This is a genomic window from Faecalibacterium sp. I3-3-33 (assembly GCF_023347295.1).
In the GTDB taxonomy this organism is placed as follows: domain Bacteria; phylum Bacillota; class Clostridia; order Oscillospirales; family Ruminococcaceae; genus Faecalibacterium.
The window spans coordinates 22,376-35,402 of sequence record NZ_CP094469.1; the positions used below are offsets into that span (position 1 = coordinate 22,376).

11 protein-coding genes are annotated in these 13,027 nt (G+C 60.1%); 4 read left to right on the top strand and 7 right to left on the bottom strand.

Features of this window, described 5'->3' with window-relative positions:
* The first annotated feature begins 16 nt into the window (after nt 1-16).
* Nucleotides 17-982: a hypothetical protein gene (locus tag MTP39_RS00080; RefSeq protein ID WP_249240988.1), complete on the top strand. Its 966-nt coding sequence runs from the start codon at nt 17-19 to the stop codon at nt 980-982.
* A gap of 637 nt (nt 983-1,619) precedes the next feature.
* On the opposite strand, the gene MTP39_RS00085 is transcribed toward MTP39_RS00080, so the two are convergent.
* On the bottom strand, nt 1,620-2,138 hold the full coding sequence (locus MTP39_RS00085; protein ID WP_249240989.1) for a gamma carbonic anhydrase family protein: 519 nt from the start codon (nt 2,136-2,138) through the stop codon (nt 1,620-1,622).
* Between the two features lie 107 nt (nt 2,139-2,245).
* Between MTP39_RS00085 and MTP39_RS00090 the strand changes: the two genes are divergently transcribed.
* Complete coding sequence (locus MTP39_RS00090) at nt 2,246-3,538, top strand: D-alanyl-D-alanine carboxypeptidase family protein (protein WP_249240990.1); 1,293 nt, start codon at nt 2,246-2,248, stop codon at nt 3,536-3,538.
* Between the two features lie 165 nt (nt 3,539-3,703).
* Here the strand turns inward: MTP39_RS00090 and MTP39_RS00095 are convergent, their stop codons facing one another.
* Genes MTP39_RS00095 through MTP39_RS00110 form a run of 4 tightly spaced genes read right to left on the bottom strand, consistent with a single transcriptional unit; the run spans nt 3,704 to nt 6,520 of the window.
* Nucleotides 3,704-4,471 (bottom strand): biotin--[acetyl-CoA-carboxylase] ligase, encoded by a 768-nt coding sequence (locus tag MTP39_RS00095; RefSeq protein WP_236130884.1) that lies wholly within the window; start codon nt 4,469-4,471, stop codon nt 3,704-3,706.
* Entirely contained in the window at nt 4,468-4,959 is a 492-nt protein-coding gene (locus MTP39_RS00100; RefSeq protein ID WP_006735233.1) for a metallophosphoesterase family protein, read from the bottom strand. The genes MTP39_RS00095 and MTP39_RS00100 overlap by 4 nt, the downstream gene beginning before the upstream one ends.
* A gap of 22 nt (nt 4,960-4,981) precedes the next feature.
* Complete coding sequence (gene rsmI, locus MTP39_RS00105; RefSeq protein ID WP_249240991.1) at nt 4,982-5,830, bottom strand: 16S rRNA (cytidine(1402)-2'-O)-methyltransferase; 849 nt, start codon at nt 5,828-5,830, stop codon at nt 4,982-4,984.
* A 15-nt stretch (nt 5,831-5,845) separates the two neighbouring features.
* Nucleotides 5,846-6,520 (bottom strand): tRNA1(Val) (adenine(37)-N6)-methyltransferase, encoded by a 675-nt coding sequence (locus MTP39_RS00110; protein WP_249240992.1) that lies wholly within the window; start codon nt 6,518-6,520, stop codon nt 5,846-5,848.
* A 58-nt stretch (nt 6,521-6,578) separates the two neighbouring features.
* Between MTP39_RS00110 and MTP39_RS00115 the strand changes: the two genes are divergently transcribed.
* A complete protein-coding gene (locus MTP39_RS00115; protein WP_249240993.1) occupies nt 6,579-6,758 on the top strand; it encodes a hypothetical protein in 180 nt (59 codons plus the stop codon).
* A 71-nt stretch (nt 6,759-6,829) separates the two neighbouring features.
* Here MTP39_RS00115 and MTP39_RS00120 read toward each other — a convergent pair whose 3' ends face one another.
* Nucleotides 6,830-7,000: a DUF362 domain-containing protein gene (locus tag MTP39_RS00120; RefSeq protein ID WP_006735241.1), complete on the bottom strand. Its 171-nt coding sequence runs from the start codon at nt 6,998-7,000 to the stop codon at nt 6,830-6,832.
* Nucleotides 7,001-7,271: 271 nt separating this feature from the next.
* Nucleotides 7,272-8,213, bottom strand: coding sequence for a PSP1 domain-containing protein (locus tag MTP39_RS00125; protein ID WP_249240994.1), 942 nt, complete (start codon nt 8,211-8,213; stop codon nt 7,272-7,274).
* Between the two features lie 694 nt (nt 8,214-8,907).
* Here MTP39_RS00125 and MTP39_RS00130 point away from each other — a divergent pair.
* Nucleotides 8,908-12,852, top strand: coding sequence for an efflux RND transporter permease subunit (locus tag MTP39_RS00130; protein WP_249240996.1), 3,945 nt, complete (start codon nt 8,908-8,910; stop codon nt 12,850-12,852).
* Nucleotides 12,853-13,027: the final 175 nt, after the last annotated feature.

Here is a 13,027-nt window from a genome sequence, read left to right on the forward strand (position 1 = left end):
AAGGAGTACCCTCATCATGATGCTGGACCGCATGGAAGGCAACGCAGAACTGAAAACCAGTGTGCAGCAGATGCTGGCCACCCGGCGGCTGACCCACAGCGTGCTGCTGGTGGGCGAAGCCGGACTTGGTACCGGCTTTGCCGCCCGCTGCATCGCCGCCGACTACCTCTACCCGGCGGGCGGTGCCGCCGCCGAGGCGCTGCTGCGGGGCGAGTGCTGCCGCGCCGTGGCAAAGGCCGGTAAGCGCGACAGCGGCACGGTGGAGACCGGCATCGTGCGGGAAGCCATCTCGGTGTCCGGTATGGGCAGCGGCGGAAAGTATCTGGTGGGTCAGGTCACCGCCATGCGCAGCGAGATTTTCAACACCAGCCTTTCCGCCGAGGGGCGCGCCGTGCTTTTGTACCATGTGGAGCGGATGAACGAGGAATCCGCCAACGCCCTGCTGAAGGTGATGGAGGAGCCGCCGGAGGGGGTGCTGTTCCTGCTCACGGCGGATTCTCTGGCCAGTGTGCTGCCCACCATCCGCAGCCGCTGCGTCAGCTTTGCGGTGGCACCGGTGTCCCCCGCCGACTGCACCCGCTACTGCGCGGCGCAGGGGGTGGACAAAAAAACAGCCGCACTGTACAGTGAGCTGTTCGATGGTCATATCGGCACGGTGCTGGCTGCCGCCCGGGACGAAGCCCGCGCTGCACAGGTGGAAAAAGCGCTGGAGCTTGCCCGCGCCGCTGCCGCCCGGGACAGCTACACCGCCGCCGTGCTGCTTGCCGCCTTTGAAAAGGATAAAGCTGCTGCCGCCGCCCTGCTGACCGATTTTCGCGCCGTGGCAGCGGCGGGACTGCGCAGCAGCCCCCGCGCCCCGGTGCAGGGCACACAGGCGCGGCAGGCGGTGCGTCTGGCAGACGCCGCCTTGCAGCGGCTGGGCGCACAGGTGAACCCCAAGGTGGTGCTTTCGGTGTTCGCGGCAAAGCTGCGCACCCTTTAAAAAATAACAGAACAACAAGAACCCCCTCCGGCGCTTGCGGTACACCGGAGGGGGTTCTTGTTTGGGGTATTGCTTTGGTGTGAGGAGGAATCATGTGCGGGGAAGTGGTTGCGGCCCCACTGTCCCTGCAAGATACAGTATACCCGATTTTACGAAAAAAGTCATTACATTTCTGTGAAAAATCAAAAAAGTTCTTGAAACTTTGTACCGCAGTGCGAAAAAAATACAAAATGAAACGTTTAAGAAGAAAAACGAACCCCCTCAGTCTCGCTGCGCTCGCCAGCTCCCCCAAGGGGGCGCCTTTTGAGGTGGAGGTAAAGTTTCCGGCTAAACCGCAAAGTTTGCGAGCGCAGCCGCTCCCCCGGGGGGAGCTGTCGCGCAGCGACTGAGGGGCTATAAATGGAGAAGCGAAAAAAGCGTTAAAGCGATAGCGCCGACTGGCGCAGCGCTAGCTTTTTTGTGCTTCGACTTCTTCTTTAGGATTGTTAAGGGCGTGCAGCCCTTGACCCGTTGCGGGGTGGGTGGAGTCCAGAGGTAGGGAGGGGGGAGTCGGAACACCCCTCCCTGCCTCTGGCCCAGCGGAGCGTTCCAGCCCGCTGCTGGCAAGCAGTAACTTCCCCCGCGCAGCGCCGCACGCTCACCCGTTTTTCATCTGCTCCGCGTGCAGCTTTCCGTGCTCCACATAGTGCACGGCGTTGTGCAGGTTGGCTTCCACCTGCGCGGCGCTCACCTGCTTGATGACCCGGGCGGGCACGCCCACTGCCACCGAGTTGTCTGGGATGACCATGCCTTCCGGCACAAGCGCCCCTGCCCCGATGATGCAGTTTTTGCCCACCACGCAATGGTTCAGCAGGGTGGCGTGCATCCCGATGAGACTGCCGTCCCCTACGGTGCAGCCGTGCACCAGGGCGCAGTGCCCTACCGTGACGTTTTCGCCAAGGGTCACGCAGCCGCCGATGTCGCAGTGCAGCACCGCGTTGTCCTGCACGTTGCTGTTTTTGCCGATGGTCAGCGTGCCGTCATCCCCGCGCAGCACCGCACCGTACCAGACGGTGGAGCCGGGTTTTAAAACCACATCTCCCTGCACCGTAGCGCTGGGGGCTACAAAAGCTGCGCCCTCATCGCGGGGCGTTTTTCCACAAAAGGATAAGAACATTGTTAAAAACCACCTTTCTCTTTTGGTTCTTTTATGGTATTCTTATAAGTAAGGAACAAAAATGTGCGCGCCGGTTTTGCCGGAGCGGGATTCAAGGGGGTACCTTCATGCTTCACAACACGTTCTGCCGCCGGTTGGCGGCACTGGTGCTCACGCTGGCGGTCGCCGTCAGTGCAGTGCTGCCGGTATTTGCAGTATACCCCATGCCCATCCAGACTGCAACAGAGACCGAGGCAGTGTATCTGTTCAACGCGGACACCGGCAAGACCATCCTGAGCCAGAACGCCGACCAGCAGAAATATGTCGCCAGCCTGACCAAGCTGATGACCGCCCTGCTGCTGGTGGAAAGCGGCAAGGACCTGAACGGTGAAGTGACCGTGCCCACCGATTTAACGCAGGAGTTCAAGGATATCCAGAACGCCAACGGCACCACCATAGGGCTGCGCATCGGTGAGACCGTGCGCCGCATCGACCTGCTGAACGCGATGCTCATCGTCAGCGCCAACGACGCCGCCAGCGTCATTGCGTGGGACGTGGGGGGCAGCGTGGTGGGCTTTGTGCAGCAGATGAACGCCAAGGCAGCAGAGCTGGGCTGCACCGGCACAAACTTTACCTGCGCCCACGGCCTGTTTGACTACGGCAACGTGTCCACCGCACAGGATCTGGCAAAGATCGCCGCCGCCTGCGCCCAGAACCAGACCTTTGCACAGGTGGCGGGCACCGCCAGCTATGTGCTGCCGGCCACCAATCTGCGCAAGGCAGAGCACACCATCAGCAGCTCCAACAGCCTGATGAACAGCGAAAGCACCAACTACCGGGAGTATGTCCAGTGGGTCAAGGGCGGCTTTACCACGCTGGCAGGCCGCTGTACCGTGGCCTTTGCCCAGCAGGACGGCCACAACTACGGGCTGGTGATCCTTGGCTGCGACACGCTGGATCATCTTTTTACCGAGTGCGACGACCTGTTCGACTGGGCCTTTGCCAGCTTTGCCGACCGGCCGCTGGTGGATACCAAGACCGTGCTGACCACGGTAGACCTGAACAAGTGCCGCACCGAGCCGGTTGTGGAGCTGTACGCCGCCGCCCCGGTCAGCGGCTACGGCCACAGTGACGATAAGGTGAGTTATTCCTTCGACCTGCCCGAGCGCGTTTCCGCTACCGTCAAGGAGGGGCAGAAGCTGGGCACCGCCACCGTCTATCTGGATGGCTACGAGGTGGGACAGGTAGACCTTGTGACCCACCGGGAGTATGTGTCGGACTTCCGCACCGATATCAAGGCCACCCTGCTGCTGCTCTGCGCCCTGATTTTGATCCTGTGCGCTTTGGGCTTTGTCACCCTGCGCTGCGGCGGCGGGCTGACCCTCAACCAGCGCCGCCGTCAAATGAAGCGGAGAAGATAACCCCTCTCGTGAAAAGGCAATTCTGGAAAATCCGCAGATTTTCCAGAATTGCGAATTATAAAATATGCTTTCCGCTGATTATGCGCAAAGCGAACGCGGCGCGCATTCCAAATCGTCAAAGATAAAAGGGGCAGATGCACGGTTGTGCATCTGCCCCTTTTATAATTATACTGCTCCGTAGATGCCGTGCACCGACACTTCCCCGGTGAAAACGTGCTGTTCCCCGGCATCGGTGCGCACCACTAAACGCCCCTCGGCGTCCACGTCCACGGCTTCGCCTGCGCCCTGACTGCCGTCCGGCAGGTCAAAGGTGACCCGGCGGCCCAGATTGATGCAGGCGGCCTTGTATTCCTCCCGGAAGGGCGCAAAGCCGTCCCGGGCAAAGGTGTACAGGCTGCGGTCAAAGCCAAAATCGGTCAGCCCCTCCGCCAGCCATGCGGGGTCGGTGGCAAGATCCACCGCAGCGCCCTGCAGCGCCAGCGAGGTGCCGTGGGGCAGGTCGGCGGCGTCAAAATAGCTCTGGGGCTGGGCAAGGTTGATGCCGATGCCGCACAGGATACCGCGCCCCTGCTGCTGATAGCCGTAGCTCACGCTTTCGCACAGGATGCCCACCAGCTTTTTGCCGTTCAGCAAAAGGTCGTTGGGCCACTTGATCTGGCAGTCCACGCCGTAGCGCAGCTGCAACTGGCGGCGCACCGCAAGGCTTGCCAGCAGCGGCAGGGTGGCGGGCTGCGCCAGCGGCTCCTTGATGGCGACCGTGTAGTACAGCGCCTTGCCCTCGGCGTTTACCCAGCTGCGGCCAAGCCGCCCGCGCCCGGCGGTCTGGTTTTCGGTATACACCGCCGCAACGGGGCCGAACTCCTCGAAATGTTCCTTTACATAGGCGTTGGTGCTGCCGCATTCCGGCAGATAGCGCACCTCGTTGATGCTCATTGCTTGGGTACCTCTTTGTGCTCATAGGCGGTCACTGCGCCGTTTTCCAGCGTCAGCAGACCGTAGGTGTCCGGGCCGGTGTAGCAGCGCCCGCAGGAGCCGGGGTTGAACAAAAACACATTGCCCCGCTGCTCCGCGTGGGGAATATGGGAGTGGCCGAACAGCGCCACCTCTGCCCCGCGGGCGGCGGCGGCGTCTGCCAGCGTATCCAGATCGTATTTCACGCCATACATGTGACCGTGTGTATAGAAAACCACCGTCTGATCAAAGCCCGCAAGGCCGTCCAGCGGCTCCAGCGCACCGTAATCGCAGTTGCCGGCCACGGAATACACCCGCAGATGAGGGAAAAAGGCCAGCGCCTGTTCCAGATCCCGCAGGCCGTCCCCCAAAAAGATCACAGCATCCACGTTGTTCTGCTCTTTGTTCAAAATGCGCTTAATGGCGTCACGCGCGCCGTGGCTGTCGCTCAGGACCAGTAGTTTTGTCACGGAACAATATCCTCCTCTAACCTCATTCGGCAGTCTGCTGCAACAGCAGCAGCTGCTTGTACACTTCGCTCTTGGAATAGGCCGTGCCCTGCGCAGCAGCCTTGGCGGCGGCAGAAGCGCTGAAACCCTCGCTGGTCAGCGCAAAAGCGCGCTGCGCCGCCTGTTCCAGCGTGAGCTCCTCTTCCTCGGCGGCACCGGCGGGCGCACCCGCCATCACCAGCACATACTCGCCCCGGGGCTCGGCGGCGCGGTAGTGCTCCACGGCCTCGCCCAGGGTGGTTTTCCAGATCTCCTCATGGAGCTTGGTCAGCTCCCGGCAAAGGGTAATGCTGCGGTCTGCGCCAAAGGCGGCGGTCAGATCGTCCAGCGTGGTGCGCAGCTTGTGGGGCGCTTCGTAAAAGATGACGGTGCGCTTTTCCTGTAAAAGCTCGGCCAGACGCTCCTTTTTCTGCTTGCGGTTCACCGGCAGAAAGCCCTCGAACACCCAGCGGGAGGTGTCCTGCCCGGAGACTGCCAGCGCTGTGACGCAGGCCGATGCGGCCGGGATGGGCACTACTTTAATGCCCCGCGCCAGTGCGTCCCGCACGATGACCTCGCCCGGGTCGGACACGCAGGGCATTCCGGCGTCACTGCACAAGGCGCAGCTCTCCCCTGCCTCGATGCGCTGCAAAATGGCTTCGCCCTTCTGCAAAGCGTGCTCGTAGTAGCTGACCATGGGCTTTTTCAGCCCCAGATAATTCAGCAGCTTCATGGTCACACGGGTGTCCTCGGCGGCAATAAAGTCGGCTGCGCCAAAGGTGGCAGCCACCCGGGGCGGCATATCCTCCAGATTGCCGATGGGGGTCGCCACAATGTAGAGAGTTCCTGCCATAATTACCTCCTGAATTTATCGTCCGTACAGCGCCGCTCCGGCGCGGATGAGCACGTCCGGCTCCACCCGCAGGCCGGTTTTACGGTTCTTCTGGGCTTCCACAAGGAACAGCCACGGGGCGTTTTCCGGGGCGTTCTTCACAAAGGCCAGCCGCTTGGGTTCCAGCCGGTGGGCGCGCAGCACAGCCAGCACCTCAGCCAGCCGCTCGGGGCGGTGACACAGCGCCAGACGCCCGCCGTCCTTCAAAAGCCGGAAGCCGCAGGCACAGACATCCTCCAAAGCGCAGGTGTTTTCGTGCCGGGCAAGGGCGTGGGCGGCGTTCTGGCTCTGCGGCCCCTCGGTAAAATAAGGGGGATTGCACGCGCACACGTCAAATTGCCCCTCGTCCTGCCGCCATGTGCGCAGGTCGGCACAGACGGGGGTGATATGCCCCAGCTGCTGCTCTTCCACCGCTGCCGCCAGCAGGGCGCTGCCCTCGGGCTGCAATTCCAGCGCGGTGCAGGGGCCGCGGTGCCCCCGGTCGTGCCATTCCAGCGCCACGATGCCGCAGCCGGAGCACAGGTCTGCGGCTTTCTGGCTGTGTTTTGGCTCACAGAAGCGTGCCAGCAGCAGCGCATCCGAGCCGAACCGGTGCTCCGGGGTGCAATAGACCATAGTTCTATTATACAAAACTTCCGTAGAATGTTCCATAGAGAGTGTGCCGTTTCCCTTCCAAAAAATGCAGGGTATTTTCCTGCGGAATTTGTGCATGAAACAAAAAGCGGGGCGGCTGCGCAGCATTTTGTGCAGTGCCTCTTTTGCGGTGGACGATCAGGAATGGCCGCCGCATGTGCTTTGGCCATGTGCAGCGGAAAAATATTTTTTGATTCAGCAGTTCGGCGCGTCTGCGGACGCGCCGAACTGCGTTTTTCATGAGTTTACTTTATGATACCACAAAAAAGGACTGCTGCACAGATGTGCAGCAGTCCTTTTTGATGCGTTTTCAGCAAAAACTACTGATTATTCAGCAGCGATTGCACCAGTGGGGCAAGCACCCTCGCAAGCACCGCAATCGATGCAGGAATCAGCGTTCACAACTGCAGCGCCGTTCTCGATGGTGATAGCGCCAACCGGGCAAGCGCCCTCGCAAGCGCCGCAGCCAACACATGCGTCAGAAACCTTGTGTGCCATAATAAACTCTCCTTTTTTATCCCGTGCCGATGTAATTATGAAGAAACGTACCTTGGCACGGCCACGCACGCCCCCCGGAATTTGTATCCTTGTCTGCATTCTAACAAAGCAGGCCGGAAAAGGCAAGACTAACCGTGCTGCCACAACAACAAAATAAAATATTTTGTGGGGTTGCACAAAAGCACGGCCTAACTTATAGCCAAAATTGCCGGAGATTTTTAGCGAAAATCACGAAGTCTAGTTAGTTTTATGATACTAACCGCCCGGACACTCATTCCTTTTCGTTTGCGCGGCGGCGGGGGCAGGCGGGGCGCTTTTCGTCGTCGGAGCTTGCCACCACCGGGGCGGGGTTGCGCACGCCGGAGTAATCATCGTCCGGGTCGGGACGGCGGGGCGGGCGCTTGCCGCCGCTCACATACTCGCACACGCCCACCTTGTAGTACCGGGGTGCAAGGCTTTCGGTGCCGCAGCGCACCCGCAGGTAGCCGGATACCGGGTTCACCTCCAGCACGGTGCCCAGACCGTCCGGGGTGCGCACCGTGCTGCCCACCATGGGCATGATGCTGTTCAGGTATTCGTAGGCGCTTTCCTCGTAGGCAAGGCAGCACATCAGGCGGCCGCAGGCACCGCTGATCTTGGTGGGGTTCAGCGAAAGTCCCTGCTCCTTGGCCATCTTGATGGAAACGGGCTGGAAATCCTTTAAGAAGCGGCTGCAGCAGAAGGGCTGGCCGCAGATGCCCAGACCGCCGATCATCTTGCTTTCGTCGCGCACGCCGATCTGGCGCAGCTCGATGCGGGTGTGGAAGATGCCGGCCAGATCCTTGACCAGCTCCCGGAAGTCCACCCGTCCGTCGGCGGTGAAGTAGAACATGATCTTGGAGCGGTCCAGCGTGTACTCGGCCTCCACCAGCTTCATCTCCAGCCCGTGGCGGGCGATGCACTCCTGACAGGTGCGGTAGGCGCGCTTTTCGTCCTCGCGATTCTGGCGCATCCGGCGGATATCCACGCTGTCGGCCATGCGGGTGATGGGCTTCAGCGCCTTGGGCACGGCGGCATCTGCCAGCTCCCGCACGCCCTGCACCACCTCGCCGCACTCCACGCCGCGGGCAGTCTCCACGATCACGAACTCCCCGGTGTGGACGACAGCATCACCGGGATCAAAATAATAGCTCTTGCCGTTTTCCTTGAAACGGACCGAAATGACTTTTTTCATAGTGTTCCTCGTTTTTGTATCGGATAAGCCCCGCAAGGGGCAGCTTTTTCAGTCTGCTGTTAGTATACCATAATCAAAAGCACATTTCTATGCAAAAAGAAAAGTCTTTGGGAGACGGGCGCGCCCTCTCCGTCATCGCTGCGCGATGCCACCTCTCCCAAAGGGAGAGGCAAGACCACTACCGGGAACTTTCTCGTTTTTCCTAACACTTTAGCAACGGCTTTTAAATCTTGGCTCTCCCTTTGAGGAAAGACTTCCCCCGCTCCGGGGGAAGATGTCACCGTAGGTGACAAAAGGGGGAATCTGGCAAAGCCGTCAGGCTTTGACTGAGAGGGCGTGCGGAGCTAACGAGTGCTGCCCCTCATCCAGCGCTGCGCAGGCGATGACGGAAGGGGCATCCCCTAAAATTTCCCCTCCCCTGCAATGATTCCCCCCGCTCAACCGTATGCAGTATGGGAAAAAGTGTCGAAATTTTGTCCGGCGGCAGAGGGGAGGAAGGCAGGCAGACTGCCGGTTTTGGGGCGGCAAAGTTGTGCGTTTCGCAGATTTTGACACAACTTTCGCAAAAGATTCGCCGCCCCGCTATTGAAAGCACACGCCTTGCGTGTATAATAGGAATGTTAGGAACCCATTGCCCCACGAAGGTGGAAAAACTGCTGTGCCGGGCGGTGCTGCAGAGAAACGGTAGGATAAGATGGAAAAATTCAGTGTCAAAAAACCATTTACGGTGCTGGTTGCGGTCATCATGGTGCTGATGCTCGGCTTTGTGTCGATCACCAAGATGAAAACCAACCTGCTGCCGGATGTCAGCACACCGTATCTGATGGTGGTCACCGTGTATCCCGGTGCCAGCCCGGAGCGTGTGGAGACCGAGGTCTCGGATGTGCTGCAAAACGCGCTTACAGTGCCCGGTGTGGAAAATATCACCGCCACCTCGGCTGAAAATTACAGCCTGCTGCTGATGAAGTTCGTGGATGATACGGACATGAACAGCGCAATGGTGCAGGTGTCCAACAAGCTGGATCAGGCTAAGAGCGACCTGCCGGATACTGCCCTGACCCCTTCTGTGATACAGTACAGCGTGAACATGAACGCCTTTATGACCGTGGCTGTCAGCCGCGAGGGCAGTTCGGTGTACGAGCTTTCTGATTTTATCAAGAACACCATGACCCCCTACGTCCAGCGCAAGGGCGGCGTGTCCAGCGTATCTTCCAGCGGCCTTGTGGAGCAGCTGGTGCAGGTGCAGCTGAATCAGGAAAAGGTGGATGCCATCAACGAAAAGCTGATGGAGCTCATCGACACCCAGCTGGAAGCAGCGCACGCCCAGTTGGAGGATGCCGAGGCCAAGATCAAGGCCGGCCGCGCGGAATACGACAAGCAGTACCGGAACTTTGGCAACACGGTGTCCAACACTGTCATGGGCACCCTGAGCTCTGAGGTCGGCGACGCCGTAGAGGTGGTGCGCAAGCAGGCCGAGGCGCTGCTGCAAAGCGTCAACAACCTGATCGCCGTGGTCAAGGAGCCCGAGGTGCAGCAGGCACTGATCGAGGTGCAGGCCGGTTTGCAGCGGGTGCTGGACAAGTTCAACAGCACCGGTATGCGGGATATCGACTCCCTGATCGAGATCGTGTCCGAGCTGCGCGATATCACCGATAAACTCTCCTCTGCCTTGCAGACCCTGCAGAACCGCATCAATACCGAGACCGGCACGCAGGGCGAGGGCGCAGCAGACCTTGCAGACGAGCTGCAGCTGCAGGACAGCCTGAACGTCATCTACAAGACGCTGGAGGACACCATCAAAGCCATGGACAATGTGCCCGGCATGATGGCAGAGTTCTCCAAGGCGCTGGGCAACTTTACCCAGCAGCAGCTGGTTGCCTATATGCAGTTTACGGATGCCCGTGAGATGCTGAACGAGTACGAAAAGCAGCTCAGCGAGGCAAAGCTCCAGTATGAGGCCGCCAGAGAAAAAGCCCTTGCCAGCGCCGATGTGGCCAAGCAGCTGGATATCAAGACCCTTGCCACCCTCATCTACGCCCAGAACTTCTCCATGCCCGCCGGTTACGTCAAGGACGAAAGCGGCGAGTCGTGGCTACTGAAGGTGGGCGAGGAATACGACAGCGTGGAGGATATCCGCGGTGCCCTGCTGCTCCATGTGGAGGGCTACGGCGACGTGCGTCTTTCTGATGTGGCAGACGTGGAGATCATCGACAACGCCGCCGACAGCTATACCCGCCTGAACGGCGAGCAGGCTTCGGTGCTGAAAATTTACAAGGACGACAGTTCCAGCGCAGGTGACGTATCTGCCAACTGTCTGGACGCTTTCAAGGAGCTGGAAGCCCAGTACAAGGGCCTGCACGTTGTGGTGCTGTCCAATCAGGGCAACTACATCAGCATCCTGATCAAGAGCATCCTCACCAGTATGCTGGTGGGTGCCGCACTGGCCATCATCGTGCTGGCCATCTTCCTGAAGGACATCAAGCCCACGCTGGTGGTCGGCGTCAGTATCCCCCTGTCGGTGCTGTTTGCCGTGGTGCTGATGTACTTCACCGGGCTGGACCTGAACGTTATGACGCTGGCCGGCCTGTCGCTGGGCATCGGCATGCTGGTGGATAACTCGGTGGTCGTCATCGAGAACATCTACCGTCTGCGCGGCCGCGGCGTGCCCGCCGCCCGCGCGGCGGTGCAGGGCGCGCGTCAGGTGGGTATGTCCGTTGTGGCGTCTACCCTTACCTCGGTCTGCGTGTTCCTGCCGGCGGTGTTCTCTGCCAGCCTCATCCGCAGCCTGATGGGCCCCATGTCCCTGTGCATCGGCTACTGCCTGATGGCTTCTCTCATCGTGGCACTGACCGTGGTGCCCGCCGCCTCGGCTACCGTGCTGAAGAACGCCCAGCCCAAAAAGCTGGCATGGTTCGATAAGATCCAGAACGCCTACGGCCGCAGTCTGGAAAAGGCGCTGAAAAATCGCTTTGTACCGCTGGCAGCCGCAGTGCTGCTGCTGGTGTTCTGCTGCTGGCGGGTGGTCTCCATGGGCATCGTGCTGCTGCCCACCAGCACCAGCAACGAGGCCATGATCACCCTTTCTACCACCGACACCCTCTCGAAGGACGAGTCCTACGATGTGGCTGGTAAGGTGGTGCAGGCTGTGATGGCCGTGGACGGCGTGGAGGAGGTAGGCATTACTCCCGACAACACCGTGTCGGGCATGGATGTCTCCAACCTTGGCCTGCCCTCCACCATCACCGACCTGCTGAACGCCGCCAACGGCTACGGCAAGTACAAGATCAACGTCAAGCTCAACGAGGAGCTCTCCTCTTCCGAGATCGACACCGCCTGCAAAGCCATGGAAGAAGCCGTGGCCGGGGTGGCGGACTGCACCGCCACCGTCCAGCAGTACGGCATGACCGATGACCTGACCAGCCAGCTGTCCACCGGTCTGACCATCAAGATCTACGGCACCGATGCCGAGACCCTGACCGCCCTGTCCGAGAAGGTCATTGACATCGTGAACAGCACCGATGGCTTCCAGAACGCCACCAACGGTCTGGGCGCGGGCGATTCCACCATCATTTTGCAGGTGGACCGCGATAAGGTGCGCGCCAACGGCCTGACCGTTGCGCAGGTGTACCAGCAGATCGCGGCAAAGCTGACCACCACCACCACGGCACAGACCCCTGTTACCGTGGACGGCACCACCATGGACGTGCAGATCAGCAACAATCTGGACCCGCTGACCAAGGAAAACATGATGGACATGACCTTTGAGACCACCGTCATGTCCGCAGACGGCACCACCGCCACCGGAACCTGCAAGCTGTCGGATATCGCCAGCTGGACCACCGGCACCACGCCGGACTCCATCACCAGCGAGAACCAGAACCAGTTCGTTACCGTCACCGCCGAGACTGCCCCGGGCTACAACACCACGGTGCAGGCGCGTGCAGTGAAAAAGGCGCTGGACGCCTTTGCCCTCACCGATGAGATGCCGGAAGGCTGCTCCTTCTCCATGGGCGGCGAGAGCGACAGCGTCAACTATATGACCAATGAGATGATCCAGTGGATGGCACTGGCTCTGCCCTTTGTGTACCTTGTCATGGTGGCACAGTTCCAGAGCCTGCTGTCCCCCTTCATCGTGCTGTTTACCGTGCCGCTGGCCTTTACCGGCGGTCTGCTGGGCCTGCTGCTCACCGGCCAGCAGCTGACCATGATCTCCATGATGGGCTTCATCGTGCTGATGGGTACGGTCGTCAACAACGGCATCGTGTTCGTGGACTACGCCAACCAGCTGCGTATGGGCGGCATGGAGCGCCGCGCCGCGCTGGTGGCCACCGGCAAGACCCGTATGCGCCCCATCCTGATGACCACCCTGACCACCGTGCTGGCCATGCTGCAAATGGTGCTCAGCAACGATATGGCAAGCCAGCTGATGAGCGGCATGGCCATCGTCATCATCTGCGGCCTGAGCTACGCCACCCTGATGACCCTGTATATCGTGCCCATCCTGTACGATATCCTGTTCAAGAAGCCGCCGCTCAACGTGGACATCGGCAGCGACGAGGACTTGGACGACATCCCGGACGATGCCGCCGAATTCATTGCCGCCCAGTCCTCTGCGGCACAGCCCCAGCCGGAGGCATAAGGCATACAGCCCGTATCTCCAAAGCGCCCCGCATTTCCACCGGAAGTGCGGGGCGCTTTTTGGTATTGTAGGCACTTTCGATGATTCTAACAAAAAATCGCCGCAAAAATTGGATGGTAATTCTAAAATGAATCCAACACAAAATCGTAAAACTGTGATATAATCATAAATACAG

Coding starts and splice junctions, on each gene's coding strand:
- MTP39_RS00125 (WP_249240994.1), bottom strand. CDS start 8,213: ATGAAAAAAGTCATTTCGGTCCGTTTCAAGGAAAACGGCAAGAGCTAT.
- MTP39_RS00130 (WP_249240996.1), top strand. CDS start 8,908: ATGGAAAAATTCAGTGTCAAAAAACCATTTACGGTGCTGGTTGCGGTC.
- MTP39_RS00085 (WP_249240989.1), bottom strand. CDS start 2,138: ATGTTCTTATCCTTTTGTGGAAAAACGCCCCGCGATGAGGGCGCAGCT.
- MTP39_RS00110 (WP_249240992.1), bottom strand. CDS start 6,520: ATGGAACATTCTACGGAAGTTTTGTATAATAGAACTATGGTCTATTGC.
- MTP39_RS00080 (WP_249240988.1), top strand. CDS start 17: ATGATGCTGGACCGCATGGAAGGCAACGCAGAACTGAAAACCAGTGTG.
- MTP39_RS00115 (WP_249240993.1), top strand. CDS start 6,579: ATGAAACAAAAAGCGGGGCGGCTGCGCAGCATTTTGTGCAGTGCCTCT.
- MTP39_RS00095 (WP_236130884.1), bottom strand. CDS start 4,471: ATGAGCATCAACGAGGTGCGCTATCTGCCGGAATGCGGCAGCACCAAC.
- MTP39_RS00090 (WP_249240990.1), top strand. CDS start 2,246: ATGCTTCACAACACGTTCTGCCGCCGGTTGGCGGCACTGGTGCTCACG.
- rsmI (WP_249240991.1), bottom strand. CDS start 5,830: ATGGCAGGAACTCTCTACATTGTGGCGACCCCCATCGGCAATCTGGAG.
- MTP39_RS00120 (WP_006735241.1), bottom strand. CDS start 7,000: ATGGCACACAAGGTTTCTGACGCATGTGTTGGCTGCGGCGCTTGCGAG.